This window comes from Collinsella sp. SGI.033 (assembly GCF_050315135.1).
Classification (GTDB): Bacteria; Actinomycetota; Coriobacteriia; order Coriobacteriales; family Coriobacteriaceae; genus Collinsella.
In genome coordinates this window covers 46,923-64,490 of the sequence record NZ_JBNPOK010000009.1, presented here as the reverse complement: position 1 = coordinate 64,490, position 17,568 = coordinate 46,923, and the positions used below count along the sequence as shown (strand labels likewise).

Below are 17,568 nucleotides of genomic sequence, written 5' to 3'. Positions count from 1 at the left end.
GTATAAGGTACGGCGACTACAGGTATTCGATCTGGGCGCCTTCCGTGTCGCACGTCAGAATGTGCGTCTCACACTTGGGGAACTGCTCGCGCAGCTTGACCTGCAGGAATTTTGCCACGATGGTGTCGTCGGTCACAGCCATAAGGGTAGAGCCCGAACCGCTGATCCAGATGGTCTTGGCGCCGCCGTTAAGGCAGGTGTCGCGCACAGCGTTGTAGTCGGGAATCAGGCGACGACGATAGGGCTCCTGGATGCGGTCGTCATTGGCGGCGGCAATCAGGTCGAGGTCGCCGGCCTCCAGGCCTCGCGTCATGCCGGCGATACGGCCCATTTGCCATACGGCGGTGGAGAGCGGAATCTCCTGCGGCACGACCTTGCGCGCCTCGCTCGTGTGAACCTCGTAGGGCGGAATCACGGTAATAAAACGCAAGCGATCGCTTACCTCGTAGCGCAGGCACTGGGGGAGCGAATCGGTCGGCGTAAAGGAGCAGACGGCGCCGCCCAGAATGGCGGGAGCGACGTTATCGGGATGGCCCTCGACCTCGGTGGCAATGCGGACGAGCTCAGCGCGGTCGACGGTGTGGCCTGTCAGTGCGGCGGCGGCCATAATGCCAGCGACGACGCAAGTGGAGCTGGAACCCAGGCCGCGAGCGACGGGTACATCGGTTTGAATGTCGATGGCAACGGGAAAAGCCGGCTCGCCCCATGCGGCCAGCGCATCGACAAAGCTGACGTAGACCAGGTTGTTCTCGTTTTGGAACTCCTCGGGGCAGCCCGTGATGGTGAGCTTGTCAGCGCGCTCGAAGGTGAAGTGCGAGTAGAGGCTGACGGCCATGCCGAGGGTGTCGTAGCCGATGCCTAGGTTGGCGCTGGTTGCTGGGACGGTGATTTTGATCATGTGGGTCCTCCTGGCGTGCCTGGCTGTTTAGTTCGCTGCTCGGGCAGTCCTGCGCAAGACGGAAAGCACATTAAGTGCTTTCCTTTGCGTGCGGAACTCGCGACGAACTAAACAGCCAGGCACGCTGTGGGCGTTCGTCATCATCCCGGGGGTTATCTGATAAAAGAAGGTGCGCCGGCTTTCGCCGGCGCTTAATAAGGGTTTTAGTTGGTAGCCATCTTTTTTGCTGCAGACTCGACGTAGCTTGCCATCTCATCGACGTCACAGACGTCTTCGAAGCGGACGGGTTTGGACTCGAGCTCGGCGAGCTGTGCCGGTGCGGCCGTATTGGTGGCCTGCTCGAGCACGCGCATGGCCTCAAAGTCGTCCTCGGGAACGTTGAGCCCCAGAGCATCGCAGCAGGCACGCGGGAACTTGTAGGGGCTGGCGGTCGAAAGCAGCACACGGGCCTTGGCCCCCTCAGCGGGAGCGACCTTTTCAAAGACGTGATAGCCGCAAGCGGTGTGCGGGTCGATCACGTAGCCGTTCGCATCCCAGCAGCTCTTAATGGCAGCGAGGACCTCGTCCTCGCTGGCCCAGCCGCAGCCAAAGACGCTCTGAATCTTTGCCAGCAGGTCGGCGGGAACCTCATAGCGACCAGTCTTTGCCAGCTGCTCCATAAGGCTGGCAACAAGCTCGCAGTCGCCATCGGACAGGAAGTAGAGCATGCGTTCCAGGTTGGAGCTGATGAGGATGTCCATCGACGGCGAGATGGTCGTGAAGAACGGACGGTTGCGGTCGTAGACGCCGGTGGTCAGGAAGTCAGCCAGCACGTTGTTCTTGTCGCTCGCGACGACGAGCTTGGCGACGGGCAAACCCATGCGCTTGGCATAGTAGCCGGCCAGGATATCGCCAAAGTTGCCGGTCGGTACGCAGAACTCCACAGCGTCGCCGGCCTCGATGGCGCCGGCGCGCAACAGCTGCGCATAGGCGGCAAAGTAGTAGACGACCTGCGGCACCAGACGGCCGACGTTGATGGAGTTGGCACTCGAAAGCACCGTTCCGGCGGCCTCCAAGCGCTCGGCAAGCTCCTTATCGGCAAAGATGCGCTTGACGGCACTCTGGGCATCGTCGAAGTTGCCGCGAATGCCGCAGACGGCGACGTTATCGCCTTCCTGTGTGGACATCTGCAGATTCTGCACGCGGCTGACTTTGCCTTCGGGATAAAAGACGGTGATGCCCGTGCCCGGAGCGTCGGCAAAACCGGCGAGTGCGGCCTTGCCGGTGTCGCCCGACGTGGCGGTGACGATCATGATGCGCTCGGCGCCGCCGTCCTTGGCGGAAGTGCGGGCCATGAGGCGGGGGAGCATCTGCAGGGCGACGTCCTTAAAGGCACTCGTGGGGCCGCCAAAGAGCTCCATCACATAGGTCTGAGGGGCGTCAGCGCCCGGCGCAGCGTCGAGTTTGACGAGCGGCGTAACCTCTTCACTCGCGAACGTGCCGCGATATGCCTCATTCACACAGGCCGAAATTTCTTCGCCCGTGTAATCATTCAGTAACATTCCCAACACATCTTGAGCGATTTCAAAGTACGATTTATCTGCAAGCGAGCTGATATCGACCTGCTGGGTGCCGAGCTCGTCCGAGACAAACAAACCCCCGTCGGGAGCGATGCCGGTGCGGATTGCCACCTTACTTGAGCACGATAAAGTGCGTCCTCGTGTACTATGATAAGTTCCCATATAACACTGCTCCTCGGATGCCTTGGTCCCAATCGGTGAAACCATGGTATCAGAGCGCGCAAAACAGGTTCGCAGAGGCTTTTAGAAAGGTAACCTCCAGCCCATGATTAAGATTGCCAAATTTGGCGGCTCGTCGGTCGCCGACGCCGAACACTTTAAGAAGATCAAGGCCATCGTCGATGCCGACCCGGCCCGCCGTTTTGTGGTGGTTTCCGCCTGCGGTCGCCGCTTTAAGGGCGACACCAAGGTGACCGACCTGCTCTACCTGGTTAACGCGCACGTTAAGTATCACGTGTCGTGTGAGGAGCTGCTCGAGGACATTGGCCAGCGCTATTTTGATATCGCTGACGAGCTGGAGCTCACCTATCCCATCCGTGAGGAGTTCGCGGCCTTTGCCGAGCGCGCCCGCTCGGGCGGCTACTCCACCGAGGAGCTTGTGAGCCGCGGCGAGTACTTCACCGCTCGCCTGATGGCCGAGTACCTGGGCCTGCCGTTCCTGGACGCCGCGACGGTTGTGGCGTTCCATCACGACGGTACGCTCAGCATGAACCGCACCTCCGAGCTGGTGCAGGAGTACGGTCAGCAGGGCGGCTTTGTTATGCCTGGTTTCTACGGCGCGACGCGTGAGGGCCAGATTAAGCTGCTCGATCGTGGCGGCGGCGATATCTCGGGCTCGATTCTGGCCAAGTGTCTGGACGCCGACCTTTACGAGAACTGGACCGACGTCTCGGGCTTCTACTCTGCCGATCCGCGTATTGTTCCCGAGGCTCAGCCCATTGCGCGCGTTACCTACGAGGAGCTGCGCGAGCTTTCGTACATGGGCGCAAGCGTCCTGCACGAGGAGGCCGTGTTCCCCGTGCGCGAGGCGGGTATTCCGCTGGTCATCAAGAACACCAATGCGCCGCAGGACCCCGGCACCATCATTAGCGAGACGGCTGATGAGGGCGAGGCGGAGCCCATCATTACCGGCGTGACCGGCAAGCGCGGTTTTGTCGCCATCAACGTGGCCCGCGATCGCACCAAGCCCCGCGTCGGCTTTATGCGCCGTGCACTTTCGGTCTTCGAGCGCTATGACGTTTCCGTCGAGCACATGCCCACCGGCGTCGACCGCTTTGGCGCCGTGGTGCAGGAGCAGGATGTGCACGATTCGCTGTACTCGCTCGTGGGCGACATCCAGCAGGAGGTTGAGCCGCTCGAGATTGAGGTTGTCGAGGGCCTGGCGCTCATCGCGACCGTCGGTCGTAACCTGCGCGGCCGCGCAGGTATTTCCGGCCACCTGTTTGGCATGCTCGGCCAGGCTGGCGTGAGCGTGCGCATGATTTCGCAGAGCTGCGACGAGATCAACATCATTATCGGTGTCGAGGATAAGGACTTCGACCTGGCGATTCAGACCATTTACCGTGCCTTCTCCGACGAGAACGGCATTGTGAAGGTCTCCGATCTGGAGGCTCCTGCACCGATTGAACCTGCCCTGGCTGCCCTCCACAAATAGCGACCATTCCGGTAGATTTTTGGGATATGTCTAGAAATCTACCTTTTGGCGCATGAGTGGGTTTTGAGGCATGTTCCAAAAAATCTAGCGCGGGGCGTTTCGTTTCGGTTTCGTTTCGACGGGGTGGGTTTCGTGTCCGCCCCGTTCTTGTATACACTGGGCAAGAATATCCTGCCTGCTCGGCGTGCGGGCAAAAGCCACAACCTTTAAAGGGGGAAGCATGAAACAGTACACGGTTGCTATTTTGGGCGCGACGGGGGCCGTGGGCACCCAGATGCTCGAGTGCCTCAACGAGCAGGAGTTTCCGGTTGGCAAGCTCAAGCTGCTGGCGAGCGCGCGCTCTGCGGGCAAGACCGTCGAGTTCCGCGGCGAGCAGGTTGTTATTGAGGAGGCTTGTCCCGAGGCCTTTGAGGGCTGCGACATCGTACTCGGCGCTGCCGGCGACGATATCGCCAAGGAGCTGCTGCCCGAGGCTGTCAAGCGTGGCGCCGTCGTGGTCGACAACAGCCACGCCTTCCGCATGGATCCCGAGGTGCCGCTCGTCGTGCCCGAGATCAATGCCGACGACATCAAGTGGCATCACGGCCTTATCGCTAACCCTAACTGCGCAACCATCATCGGCCTGGTCCCCACCTGGCCGCTGCACAAGCTCGCCGGCGTGAAGCGCATGATCGTCTCGACGTACCAGGCGGCTTCGGGCGCTGGTGCTCCCGGTATGGCCGAGCTCGAGGCCCAGCTGGCCGCCCTGGGTCGTGGCGAGGAGATTCCCGAGCCGCGCGCATTTGCCGCCCAGTTGGCGAGCAACCTGATTCCGCAGATTGGCGGCATCAAGGAGGAGGGCTTTACCTCCGAGGAGATGAAGTTGCAAAACGAGGGTCGCAAGATTATGCATCTGCCCGAGCTGCGCGTGAACTGCACTTGTGTGCGCGTGCCTGTGCTGCGCTCGCACTCCGAGAGCATTACGCTCGAGTTTGAGCGCGACATTACGGTCGAGGAGGCCCGTGCTGCGCTGGCTTCTGCCCCGGGTGTCAAGCTGGTCGACGACCTGGGCGCCGAGGATGCGCACGACCGATTCCCCATGCCGATGGACACCTCCGACCAGGACCTGATCTGGGTCGGTCGCGTGCGCCGCGACATCTCGAACCCCGAGGCCGCGCGTGGCATCACCTTCTGGTGCTGTGGCGACCAAATCCGCAAGGGCGCGGCAACCAACGCCGTCCAGATCGCCAAGCTGCTCTGCGAGTAGCGGTGGAACTGTCCGGCGGTGGCCGGGCTCAGCTTTCAGCTTTCAGAACGTCCTCGACCATGTGCGGCGCCTTGTCCTGCTCCTTCGGAGCCGCGGACAAGGCGCCGCACTGGTCTGTGGAGTGTTCTGAAAGCTGAGCCCGGCCCCGCCTGCAGTGACTCGGCTGCGAGCGGCCTGCGATGGGGCCGTTGTTGGTTGGGGCCGCTGGGCTGATGTGAGGGCACGTGGCCGTTGCGGGCCCTGGTCCCGGCGGCGGCCTCGGCGCTTTGCGCCTGCCTCCTTTGGGGACTGCGGGTCCGTGACGGCAGCTGCGGCGCTTCGCGCCTGCTGCCTGAGGTGACTTTGGGGTTGGGGTTAATTGAAGTTGAATACTTTTCCCGAGAAGTGAACGACCTATTTTGGACCCCCGAAGCATTGACATATTTTGACCGCTATTTCCTGCGGTTTTGCTGCGCGAATCCTGCGGTTTTGTAATCAAAAAGTGTGGATGCTTTGGGGTCCTATTTTTACTCGTTCACTTCTCGGGAAAAGTATTAGAGCTCAGCTGGCATGGGTACCGCTCTGGCGTCGAAGCCCCGCGTCTTCTTCTCTTGATTGGGGAAAGCGGCCTCGCTTAAACAATTACGAGCCTGCCCGGGCGTATCAGACAGGTTGTCTGCACAATTCGCGGTATTATGGTGCGGAGTTTTGAAAGGAGCCGCTGGTGGTCACGACGACGTTTGCTTCGCCTTTGGGCGAAATCCTGCTTGCCGCTGATGGCCGCGGTCTGACGGGGCTTTGGTTTGAGGGGCAGGAGCACTTTGGCTCCACGCTTCTCCGGGAAGACTCCGAACATGTTGAAGGGGCCGATGCGGTTTCCGGTGCTGGTGGCATGTCGTCGGCGAGTCCGGCTCATGGTGCGGCTTCTTCGGTGCTTGAGCGTTCGTGGGCTTGGCTGAATGCTTATTTTGCAGGGCAGGAGCCTCTGTATACGCCGCCGTTGCATATGATCGGTACGGCGTTTCAGCGTGAAGTTTGGTTTGAGCTGCTTTCTATTCCGCGTGGCGAGGTCGCCACGTATGGCGAGATTGCGGCTCGTATCGCCGCCCGCCATCGGGTGCCGGGGAACGAGGACCCCGTTATGTCTCCTCGTGCGGTGGGGGCTGCGGTCGCTCGCAACCCTATTTCGATTATCGTGCCGTGCCATCGCGTGGTTGCCGCCGACGGCTCGCTTAACGGATATGCCGGCGGGCTCGATCGCAAGGAGTGGCTGCTTCGGCTTGAGGGCGCGTACGAGGACTAGCGCTCGAACACTTTGCATAGCCGAGATGCCGTGAAAGAACGGGACACGCTTTCCGAATGGAGACTCAGACGGAAACCACGTCCCGGAATTCCGTTTTAAAGCGGGATGCGCTTTCCGAATGGCGTCCCAAGCGGAAACCGTGTCCCGGAATACAGCCTCAGAGTGGGACGCCGTTTCCGGTTGAGACCACCTGCTTGGACATCTTTCTACGCCCGCTTCTGCAGGGCGTAGATCGACTTATCCATGTTGAACAGGTAAGCCACGACGCAGACAATAAAGAACATCGGCAGATTACCAAAGCCGAAGACCTCGCAGCCAATAAGGATGGGTGCGAGCAGCGTATTGGTGGCGCTGCCAAAGACGGCTGCGTAGCCCAGCGCGGCGCAGATTTCGGCGGGCATGCCGAGAATCCCGGCGAGTACGACGCCCAGGCTGGCTCCGATGGAGAACAACGGCGTTACCTCACCACCCTGATATCCTGCGGCAAGTGTGGCGATGGTGAGTACGAATTTGAGCGCCCAGTCCCAAGGCATGATGGCGACCTTACCGTTACCGTTGAGCGCCGCCGATATCAGGTTGGTGCCAAGGCCGCAGTATCGACCCTGCCACAGTGCGAACAGAATCGCCGATAGCGCGATGCCGATAGCGGCGATGCGCGCATAGGGGTTGGGGAGTAGCCGCGCCGCAAGGGTCTTGGCATGCGCAAGGCACCAGGCAAAGGCACCGCCTACCATGCCAAACGCGATGCCTAGTACCGCAAGCCGTCCAAGACCGGGGAGATCAAGCGCGCATGAGGCGACAACGGCGACCTCGAACTTCTCGAGTCCCAGGGCACCGGAGGTCATACTTGCGGCGAGCGAGGCTGTAAGCGCGGGAAACAGCGCGCGGTATTCCATGCGTCCTGCGACCAGTACTTCGATAGCAAAGACCGTGGCAGCAAGGGGCGTTCGAAAGAGCCCGGCAAAGCCGGCGGCCATGCCGATAAGCAAAAACGTGTTGCCGGGGTCTCGGAAAGGTAGACGTCGGCCGATCCAATGTGAGACGGTTGCACCGATCTGCACGGCCACGCCCTCGCGTCCCGCACTGCCGCCAAAGAGGTGCGTCCCCCACGTGCTCAGCATAATGAGCGGCACCAAGCGCGGCGAGATGGCGTCCTCACGCCCGTGGCCTACGTCGAATACCAGGCTCATGCCGCGGTCGGTGCCCTTGCCCCAATCGCGGTAGGCAAACACGATGGCAAGGCCCATAAGGGCGAGGAAGGGGAGGAGCAGGGTGATGTGTTCGTCGCGGAAGGCGCCGATCGCCAAAAGCACGCGTCCAAAGAGCGCGCAGATGGCGCCAACAATGATACCGACGGGGATTCCGACGGCACCCATAAGCACAAGACCGCTATAGGTGTTGAACAGACGTTTGATTCTGCTCGATGCGCTGCTTCCCGACACTTCTCCTCCAAAACAAAAAAGACTCCTGCCGCGGCGTGATGCCTAGGGGCATCACGTAACAGCAGAAGTCATCAGCAACAAGGCGGTTTAGGGTAACGCGGCAGCTTGGCTGGCGCACTCAACGGAGACATTCATTCCGCAGTGGCATCATAGCGGTGGATACGGTTTGGGTCAAATGGTTGCCGTGGACAGTCCTGGTGCCTGCCCGCACCCCTCGTTTCCCCATATAAAACCTGCCAAAATAAACCTGTCCCTTTTTGGTCGGTGCGAAATGGGTAATACTAAAGAGTTATCCGACCAGATGGGAATTAATCGATGGCTTATATCGAATTCAAAGACGTCGTCAAAGCATACGGCGAGGGTGACGCCCGCATTCACGCGCTGGACGGCGCGAGTTTTACGGTCGAGCGTGGCGAGCTCGCCATCATTTTGGGTGCTTCGGGTGCCGGCAAGACCACGGCGCTCAACATTCTGGGCGGCATGGATACGGCGACTTCCGGCACCGTAACGGTGGATGGGCGCGACGTGAGTTCCGCCAATGAGGCGCAGCTCGTGGAATACCGCCGCGCCGACGTCGGCTTTGTCTTCCAGTTCTATAACCTGGTTCCCAACCTGACGGCGCTCGAAAACGTCGAGCTTGCGGCGCAAATCTGCCCCGATTCGTTCGATGCCGAACAGACACTTCGCCAGGTTGGCCTGGGCGAGCGCCTCGCCAACTTTCCGGCGCAGCTTTCGGGCGGCGAGCAGCAGCGCGTGTCCATCGCCCGCGCACTGGCCAAGAATCCCAAGCTGCTTCTGTGCGACGAGCCCACGGGTGCCCTCGACTACAAAACCGGCAAGCAGATCTTGCAGCTGCTGCAGGACACCTGTCGCAAGCAGGGCATTACGGTCATCATCATCACGCACAACTCCGCGCTCGCGCCCATGGCCGATCGCCTGATCTGCTTTAAGAGCGGTCGTGTGGAGAGCGAGACGGTCCAGCAAAATCCCGTGCCTATCGAGACGATCGAGTGGTAGCGCCCATGGACCAAGATCGCCAAAACAGCCAAAACCACGATACGGAGCACGTGGGTCACGATCGGGAGTTCGCGACCTACCGTACCGCTCAAAGCTCAAATGATATGGCGCCGACGGTTTTTCGCCGTGGCATCTCCCGCACAATCCGAGGCAGTCTTAAGCGCTTCCTATCTATCGTGGTCATTACCGCGCTCGGCGTGAGCGTGATGTGCGGTCTTAAGGCGGGCTGCGAGGATCTGCGCGATTCGGTCGACGTCTATTTTGACCAGCAGAATGTCTATGACATTAACGTGCAGTCGACCTATGGCCTTACGCGCGACGATCTTGCGGCTATCCAAGAGGTCGACGGCGTCGAGACGGCCGAGGGCATCTACACCGAGACCGCCTACACCGCCGTGGGTACCACGCGCGAGCGTGTAGTCGTGCAGAGCTTTTCCAGGAAGAATATCGATCAACCGGTGCTGGTGAGCGGCGATTTGCCCGAGAGCGCCGGCGAGGTCGCGGTGACTTCGAAGTTCCTGAAGGCTTCGGGCAAAAAGCTCGGCGACACGGTGAGTTTTGCCGCCAATGACGCGAGCTCGTCGAACCAAAGCGCCAAGGACCAGTTTGCCGCGGGTGATTACACCATTACGGCCGAGGTCCTCGATCCTACTGATGTGAGCTCCGACTCGACAGTCAACGCCTTTCGCGCTGCTTCGGCTGCGGACTATAAGTTCTATGTGAGCGAGGATGCCGCGACATCTTCTTCCTACTCCGCGGTCCACGTGATCGTCGAGGGAGCCAAGAGCCTCAACTCCTATTCAGATGCCTACACGACAAAGATCAACGAGGTCAAGGGTAATATCGAGAAGATTCGCGACGAGCGTGAGAAGGTGCGCGCCCAAGAGCTGACGGTCGACGCGCCGGCAAGCTTGGATGCCTCCGAGCGCCAGGCGAATATGCTCTTTGGGATTGAGCAGGACAACATCAACCGCATGCCCCAGGGCAGTGAGGAGCGCGCTCGGGCTCAGGCCGATTTGGACCAGCGCCGCGCCGCCACCGACCAGCAGTTTGCCGATGCACGCGCCGAGCTTTCCGATCTGGGCGAATGCACTTGGTACATCCAGGATCGCGGTAACATCGCAAGCTACTCAAGCGTCGAGAGCGACAGCTCTTCGATTGAGGCCATCGCCACGGTTTTCCCATTTATTTTCTTTGTCGTAGCCGTACTCATCAGCCTTACCACCGCCACTCGTATGGTCGAGGAGGAGCGCACGCTCATTGGCCTGTACAAGGCGCTCGGCTATTCACGCGGGCGAATCCTGTCCAAATACGTGGACTACTCGCTGTGGGCATGTCTGTTCGGCGGCGTACTCGGCAACATCATCGGATTTGTGGGGTTGCCGCTGTTCCTGTTTACGGTGTTCGACGACATGTACTCACTGCCCCAGATGCTGCTTTCGTACGACATCGTGTCCTCGATCGTCTCGGTGGCGCTGTTTACCGTGGGCGTGGTGGGTGCCACGATTATCGCCTGCCGCCACGAGATGGCCGAGACCCCAGCCTCGCTTATGCGTCCCAAGGCCCCGCGAGCCGGCTCGCGCATCTTGCTTGAGCGCATCGGCTTTATTTGGCGCCGCATGGGCTTTTTGAACAAGGTGGCAGCGCGTAACCTGTTCCGCTACAAAAAACGTGCCTTTATGACCATCTTCGGTATCGCCGGCTGCACGGCGCTCGTGATCTGCGGTATGGGCATCCGCGATACGTCGGTGGCGCTTTCGCCCAAACAGTACGGGCATATCACGCGCTATGACTTGCTGGCGGTCGCCAATCCCGATGACTATGCTCAGACGTGTGCGGCGCTGGAAGAGCGTAGCGCGGCCGGCGACTCCGGCGTACGCGTGACCTCAACCCTGCCGATTATGACCGACAACGTCACCTTTACGTTTGGCGGTAAGAGCGAGACCGTACAGCTCATCGTGATTCCCGACGACCGCACGAATGACCTGGACGATTACGTGCGCCTGGAGGATGAGTCCAAAGAACCGCTCGCCCTGCGTGACGGGGACGTGTATTTAAGCAAGAGTTCACAGCTGGTGCTGGGGATTCAGCCGGGCGATACGGCGCAGGTCCAGGATTCGTCGCTCAATGTTACCAAGGTCAAGGTTAGCGATATCTCGCTCAATTATTTGGGCAACACGCTTTATATGACGCAGGGCACCTATGAGCGCGCGTTCGGTCGAAGCGCGCGTCTTAACGGCATCTTTGCGCTGCTTAAGGGCTCGTCGGCCGACCAGATTGCGTTTAGCAAGAAGCTTAAGAGTGACGGTTGGCTTACGATTTCGAGTACGGCCGAGCATTGGGAGAACTATGAGTCGAACTTTACGATTATCAATTCGGTCGTAGTGCTTGTGACCTTTATGGCGGCGTGCCTGTCGTTTGTGGTGGTGTTTACGCTGTCTAATACGAATATTTCGGAGCGCGAACGCGAGCTGGCGACCATCAAGGTGCTGGGCTTCCGCCGTGGCGAGGTGCACCACTACGTCAATAAGGAGACGTTGATCCTTACGGCGATTGGTACCGCACTGGGCGTGCCGCTGGGTGGCCTGCTTGCCGAGAGCTTTACGTACGTTCTTCAGATGCCGTCGCTGTACTTTGATGTTGAGGTCGAGCCGCTGAGTTTCGTGCTCGCTGTGGTGCTTTCGTTTGGCTTTACGTTTATCGTCAACATCGCCACCAACCGAACCCTCAACAAGATTGACATGGTCGGTGCCCTCAAGAGCGCCGAGTAACCTGTTCTTGGATTCAAGTTGTAGCGAGCTGTGACGTGCCGCAGTCGCTTTATTGCATAAACCGCCCTGCAGAATGCATATTTTGGCGGGGCGGTTGCTTTTTACCCGCAGGTACCCCCAGGGGCGGCGTGCAAATTCCGGAGAATTCAGCATTCCGGAGTCCACGAGTATGGGAGCGGGCGCACAAAACTGCGCTGAAAGCCCTGATTCTGAGCTCCCAACGCCTCAAGAGCCGCTCGTTTTTACAAGATGCGGCCCATGGCGCCTGCCTTTCGCCCAAAATTCAGTATGCAGGCACCCTCGGCTGCTGAAAACTCCCAAAAATGCACGGCGCCTCCTGCCCTAGGCACCCGCAGCAAGAAGACGAATAACCTCGGCGAGCATGTAAACGCAGGGCCCTCCGACCCCGACCGACGATTTCGATTGGCGACCTTTGACGGAGTCAAGGGAGGAGCCAAATCGAAATACGTCGGGCGGGGTCGGAGGGCCCGATGGGATGGATTTCGGCCGAGGCTATTCGTCGCCGAAGCTGATGCCCAGCGCCTTGGCCTCGCGTACCAGGTCGCTCTGGGGATCGACAAACTTGAGCTTGCCGGCGACCTCCTCGAGCGGCATGTGGCACATCTTGCCGTCACGCAGGGCAATCATGTAGCCAAACTCGCCGCGTAGGCAGCCCAGTGCCGCCTCGACGCCGCACTGGGTCGCAAAGATGCGGTCCTGGGCGTCGGGCTGACCGCCGCGCTGCGTGTGGCCGGGGATGGCGACGCGGGTCTCGCGACCGGTCTTGGCCTCGATTTCCTTGGCAATGTCGTAGACAATCGACGGACTCGTGCGCTCGGCGAGCTTCTTCTTGTACTCCTTCTTGGGCAGCGCCGCGTCCTCCTTGGAGATAGCGCCCTCGGCGACGGCCACGATCGTAAAGCGGCTGCCGGTCTCCATGCGATGCTCGATGGTCTTGATGACGTTACCCATGTCGTAGGGAATCTCGGGAATCAGGATGACGTCCGCGCCGCCCGCGACGCCGGCGTACAGCGGGATCCAGCCAACCTTGTGGCCCATGATCTCGATAACGAACACGCGGCCGTGACTCGAGGCGGTGGTGTGGATGTCGTCGATGCACTTGGTGGCGACGTCGATGGCGCTCGTAAAGCCAAATGTCATTTCGGTGCCCCAGGTGTCGTTATCGATGGTCTTGGGCAGAGCGATAACGTTGAGGCCCTCTTCGCGCAGGCGGTTGGCAGTCTTGGTGGAGCCGTTGCCGCCCAGCATAAACAGGCAGTCGAGTTGCAGCTTGTGATAGGTGTGGACCATCGCGGGCACCTTCTCGACACCGTCGGCCTCGGGAATGTCCAGGCGCTTGAACGGCGTGCGGCTCGTGCCCAAAATGGTGCCGCCGCGGGTGAGGATGCCGCTAAAATCGGCGGGCGTCATGACGCGGAACCTGCTGTAGATAAGGCCCTGGTAGCCGTCCTCAAAACCATAGATCTCGATAGGTTCTTCGCTATTGGTCATAAGCGTTTTGACGATGCCGCGCATGGTGGCGTTGAGCGCCTGACAGTCGCCGCCACTGGTAAGAAGACCGATCCTAAGCATGATGAATCCTTCCGGGCAAGTTATAACATGCGCATAAGTTTACCCCCGCACACTGTTGATACGGGGGTAAAACGTGTTAGCTCAAGCGTATAGAAATGTAAACAACGTCAGGCGAGCGTAAGGTCGACGGGCATGGCTCCTTACAGCGCGAAGGCGTCGACGTCGCCCCAGTGGCGGCGCAGCGTAATAGCGGCGGCGGGTTCGGTATTGTCAAAGACGACCGACCATTGCGTATTGCTGGTGATGTCTTCCGGATTGGGCTCTTGCGCTGCAGCGCGCAGGGCTTCCCAGGCAATCGTTTCGTCCTGGGCACCGACATGGGCGTCAAGGACATCGGCAATTGCGACGGCGCGCTCTTTACCATGGCCCAGCTCGCCGTTCCTTTGGTTGGGCAGCACTTCGTCGCCATAGCAGGGGTAGAAGTTCGTAACCTGGCGTACAGGAGTCGCTTTGAAAGCGCGGTCCGGATCGTGCGGATCCCACTCTACTACGCGCGCGTCACCGGTGGCGTCGTTGATAAAGAAGTGATAATCGCGTCCTGCCATGGCGTGCATGTCGTAGGCGGAAAGCAGGTCGACAGCTTCTTGCGTGGTGGCGGCACGGTCGAGCACCAGACGGATGGCGAGCGAGGTATTGATGACAGGGCGTTGCGTGTCCTGGTCACAGGGCTTGGAATCAAGGGTGAGTACGGCAACGGAAACGCCGCATTCGTTAACACCGTCGAGCTGGGCAAACGGACCCATGAGTGCGGCGGCGCGTCCGGCGACGGAGTCAAGCGGAGTGTTATCGCCCAGGTTGTTAAGGGCGGCAAACCCGATGGAGGCATAGCCGCCGCGTGGGTGATTGCGCACCAGCAGCGCCGAGGTGTCGTCCTTAAAGTCGTAATTGCGACCGGTGCGCACGCGGCCTTCGGCATCTACGGCGACAAAAGCGCTGCAGGCAAACTGGGGAGCCTGGACATGTGCCGGCATACCGGGCAGCACCTGCGCCACCACGGCATCGATGTAGGCCTGGTCGTCGCGCACGCCAGCGGCGATGATGCGATCAAGATCGTAGTCGTAGGCGATGTCGATTGCGTACAGGTCATAGCCATCCGCGTAGCCGGTCAAGCGTCTGAGCGACGCGGCGGACTTGATTTGCTTGCGGTAAACGATACCGGTGGCAGCGGCAAGGCCGACGGTGACTCCCGCGACACCGCAGGCGATGGCAATGTTACGTGGCTTCATGACGGCTCCTCTCGTCCTGTTGGCGTAATTATCGCAAAAGGAGCGCGGGCATGATGGCTCAACCTGGTGAGCGGCACGGGATTAAACATGGAATGAAGAGTGCGGCGCTGGCGTGGCGGGGTATGCTGGAGGGGACCATCAACCCAGCGAAAGGGGAGAGCATGACGGATCAGGAAACGCCCGAGCGCGCGCATGTGACGGCCGACGATATCGAGGCCGCCAACGACCTTATCGACTTTATCGAGGCGTGCCCCAGCATGTTCCATACGGCGGCGACCATTATGGCCGAGCTCGACGAGGCGGGCTTTACCTACCTGCCCGAGAATGCGGCGTGGGACATCGAGCCGGGCGGGCGTTATTACACGCAGCGCAACACCTCGAGCGTTATCGCCTTTAAGGTGGGCGAGGACCTGGCCGCGACGTGGGGCGAGGACGGCGTTGCCGGCGACTATCATTTTCAGCTCACGGCGTCGCACAGCGATTCTCCGACGTTTAAGGTCAAGGCCGTGCCCGAGCTTGACGGCGCGGGCGAGACGCTGCGCCTGAACACCGAGGCCTACGGTGGCATGATCGACTACACCTGGTTCGATCGCCCGTTGGCGCTGGCTGGACGCGTGTTGGTGCGCGAGGGCGACCGTATTGAGAGCCGCCTGCTTGCCACCGAGCGCGAGGTCGCTATCATTCCGAGTCTTGCTATCCATATGGACCGTGGCGTCAATGAGGGCTTTGCACCCAACCGCGCTGTCGACCTGTGCCCGCTCATCAGCGCCGGCGAGCTTAAGCAGGGCGACTTCGATGCTCTGATCGCCGACGAACTGGACGTCGAGCCCGAGCAGATTTTGGGCCGCGATCTGTTTCTGGTCAATCGTCAGGACGCGCACATTTGGGGCTGGGCCGACGAGTTTATCTCGACGCCCAAGCTCGACGACCTAGCCTGCGCCTACACCTCGCTGCAGGCATTTTTGGGCGCCGAGAATGCACATGACATCTCGGTCTTTTGCTGCTTCGACAACGAGGAGGTTGGCTCCGAGACCAAGCAGGGCGCCATGTCGACGTTCTTGGCCGATGCGTTGCGTCGCATTAACGGGTCGCTGGGCTTTGATGACGAGTCGTACCACCGTGCGCTTGCCGCCTCGATGCTCGTGAGCTGCGACAACGCGCACGCCGTGCATCCCAACCACGCCGAGAAGTGCGATGCCCACAACCAGGTCGTGCTCAACGGCGGTATCGTCATCAAGGAAGCCGCCAACCAGCACTACTGCACCGATGCCTTTAGCCGCGCAGTGTTCCAGGCCATCTGCGATGACGCAGACGTGCCCACGCAAGCCTTTGCCAACAAGAGCGATATGGCGGGTGGCTCCACGCTCGGCAATCTGTCCAATATGCAGGCGAGCATGCACGCCGTGGACGTGGGCCTGCCGCAGCTGGCCATGCACTCGAGCTACGAGACCGGTGGCGTGCGCGACGTGATGTACGCGATTCGTGCCCTCACGGCTTTCTACGAGCGCGACCTAAACATCAACGGTGCCGAAAGTGTGGAGCTCTAAAACCTGCCAAAAAAGGACGGGTTTATTTTGGCAGGTTTTATCTGGGCAAATGCCGCAATGTCAACGGTAAGACGGAGCTGCTAAGGCTTGCAGATGAAGCCGACGCCAGCGAAACCGCCTCAGGTAGAGCAAAAGTCAGCGAGAGCCCGCCGTTTGAGCCAAGGTGCCGTGAAATGAAAAGGCGCTGACCTTCTGGTCGCGCCTTTGAAATTGAACGGCAGATTGGCCGAACGGCGGGCTCGCAGCGTCGAGGGGTTCCGGCGTTTGGTAAAACGCCGGAACAATCTAATGCTCAATCCAACAACGTAAAGTTTCGCCGGCCAGCAGGTGACGCAGATTCTCCGCGGCGATGTCGACCACGTTATTGAGCGTGGCGGCTAGGTGGAACCAGCCGGAGACGTGCGGCGTGATGAGCATGTTGGGTGCATCCCACAGCGGGCTTGTGGCGGGCAGCGGCTCGGGATCGGTGACGTCGACCGCGGCGCCGGCGAGATGCCCCGATTCCAGAGCGGCAACCAGGTCGTCGGCGACCACAAGATCGCCGCGGCCGCCGTTGGCAAAGAACGCGCCCGGTTTCATCGCGGCGAAGAACTCGGCGTTCGCCAGGCCGCGGGTCTCGGGCGTGCTGGGCATAAAGGATGCGACGATGTCGGCCTCTGCCAGGCGCTCAGACAGGGCATCCATGTCGTCCATGTCCTCAAACACAATGGGGTAGACGAGCGGATGGCGCTTGATGCCGCGGACGTGCGCACCCATGCTGCGGCAGAGCGTGGCAAAGTGGCCACCGATATCGCCTGCGCCCAGCACCAGCACGTTGGCGTTTTTGAGCGAGGTGACCGGCCCCAAATCCTCCCAGCGATGCTCGCGCTGCAAGTCGTGATAGCCGGGCAGGCGCTTCATCATGGAAAGGACCATGGCAAACATGTGCTCGCTCACGGCCTGACCGTAGGCGCCGATCGAGCAAGACAGCTTGGCTTCAGCCGGCACGGTGCCGGCGGCAAGGTAGTCGTCATAGCCGGCGGTCTGCAATTGCAACAGCTGGAGATGGTCGCATGCCGTGAGCATGTCAGGGTCGATGTTGCCCAGGATCACGTCGGCATCGGCGACCTGTTCGTGCGTGATGTCGCCGGCGCTCGTGTAGATAAAATCCTCGCCCGGAGCGCTCGACTCAAGAATTGCACGATGGCGGTCGTTGACGGGCAGCAAAACCAGGATGTTCACAAGCATTCCTCTCCGCTCAACCTGCCAAAAAGGGACAGGTTTATTTTGGCAGGTTTTATCAGGCAAAACGTTCAAATAAAACGCCGGAGGCAAGACGAGCGTGCTCGTCAGC

At 60.4% G+C, this 17,568-nt stretch carries 12 protein-coding genes; 6 read left to right on the top strand and 6 right to left on the bottom strand.

What is annotated here, in order from left to right:
• Positions 1–16: 16 nt before the first annotated feature.
• Positions 17–898 (bottom strand): homoserine kinase, encoded by an 882-nt coding sequence (gene thrB, locus ACQRC0_RS04445; RefSeq protein ID WP_154514914.1) that lies wholly within the window; start codon positions 896–898, stop codon positions 17–19.
• Positions 899–1,101: 203 nt separating this feature from the next.
• Positions 1,102–2,619 (bottom strand): threonine synthase, encoded by a 1,518-nt coding sequence (thrC, locus tag ACQRC0_RS04440; protein WP_427728100.1) that lies wholly within the window; start codon positions 2,617–2,619, stop codon positions 1,102–1,104.
• A gap of 103 nt (positions 2,620–2,722) precedes the next feature.
• Between thrC and ACQRC0_RS04435 the strand changes: the two genes are divergently transcribed.
• The 3 genes from ACQRC0_RS04435 (at position 2,723) to ACQRC0_RS04425 (ending at position 6,639) form a co-directional block, all read left to right on the top strand.
• Positions 2,723–4,111 (top strand): aspartate kinase, encoded by a 1,389-nt coding sequence (locus tag ACQRC0_RS04435; RefSeq protein ID WP_154514910.1) that lies wholly within the window; start codon positions 2,723–2,725, stop codon positions 4,109–4,111.
• A 220-nt stretch (positions 4,112–4,331) separates the two neighbouring features.
• Entirely contained in the window at positions 4,332–5,357 is a 1,026-nt protein-coding gene (locus ACQRC0_RS04430) for an aspartate-semialdehyde dehydrogenase (RefSeq protein WP_427728098.1), read from the top strand.
• Between the two features lie 703 nt (positions 5,358–6,060).
• Positions 6,061–6,639 carry a methylated-DNA--[protein]-cysteine S-methyltransferase gene (locus ACQRC0_RS04425; RefSeq protein ID WP_427728096.1) on the top strand — a complete coding sequence of 193 codons (579 nt, stop codon included), beginning with the start codon at positions 6,061–6,063 and terminating at the stop codon, positions 6,637–6,639.
• A gap of 206 nt (positions 6,640–6,845) precedes the next feature.
• Here ACQRC0_RS04425 and ACQRC0_RS04420 read toward each other — a convergent pair whose 3' ends face one another.
• Positions 6,846–8,081, bottom strand: coding sequence for a chloride channel protein (locus ACQRC0_RS04420; protein WP_427728093.1), 1,236 nt, complete (start codon positions 8,079–8,081; stop codon positions 6,846–6,848).
• A gap of 315 nt (positions 8,082–8,396) precedes the next feature.
• Between ACQRC0_RS04420 and ACQRC0_RS04415 the strand changes: the two genes are divergently transcribed.
• Together ACQRC0_RS04415 and ACQRC0_RS04410 are read left to right on the top strand one after the other, a co-directional pair.
• On the top strand, positions 8,397–9,098 hold the full coding sequence (locus ACQRC0_RS04415) for an ABC transporter ATP-binding protein (protein WP_427718202.1): 702 nt from the start codon (positions 8,397–8,399) through the stop codon (positions 9,096–9,098).
• A 5-nt stretch (positions 9,099–9,103) separates the two neighbouring features.
• Entirely contained in the window at positions 9,104–11,869 is a 2,766-nt protein-coding gene (locus ACQRC0_RS04410) for an FtsX-like permease family protein (RefSeq protein ID WP_427728090.1), read from the top strand.
• Positions 11,870–12,382: 513 nt separating this feature from the next.
• On the opposite strand, the gene ACQRC0_RS04405 is transcribed toward ACQRC0_RS04410, so the two are convergent.
• Together ACQRC0_RS04405 and ACQRC0_RS04400 are read right to left on the bottom strand one after the other, a co-directional pair.
• A complete protein-coding gene (locus ACQRC0_RS04405) occupies positions 12,383–13,462 on the bottom strand; it encodes a 6-phosphofructokinase (RefSeq protein WP_154514896.1) in 1,080 nt (359 codons plus the stop codon).
• Between the two features lie 140 nt (positions 13,463–13,602).
• Positions 13,603–14,688 carry a carcinine hydrolase/isopenicillin-N N-acyltransferase family protein gene (locus ACQRC0_RS04400; protein WP_427728088.1) on the bottom strand — a complete coding sequence of 362 codons (1,086 nt, stop codon included), beginning with the start codon at positions 14,686–14,688 and terminating at the stop codon, positions 13,603–13,605.
• A gap of 161 nt (positions 14,689–14,849) precedes the next feature.
• On the opposite strand from ACQRC0_RS04400, the gene ACQRC0_RS04395 reads away from it, so the two are divergent.
• Positions 14,850–16,235: a M18 family aminopeptidase gene (locus tag ACQRC0_RS04395; RefSeq protein ID WP_427728085.1), complete on the top strand. Its 1,386-nt coding sequence runs from the start codon at positions 14,850–14,852 to the stop codon at positions 16,233–16,235.
• A gap of 285 nt (positions 16,236–16,520) precedes the next feature.
• Here ACQRC0_RS04395 and ACQRC0_RS04390 read toward each other — a convergent pair whose 3' ends face one another.
• Positions 16,521–17,462: a D-2-hydroxyacid dehydrogenase gene (locus tag ACQRC0_RS04390; RefSeq protein ID WP_427728083.1), complete on the bottom strand. Its 942-nt coding sequence runs from the start codon at positions 17,460–17,462 to the stop codon at positions 16,521–16,523.
• Between the last annotated feature and the right edge of the window lie 106 nt (positions 17,463–17,568).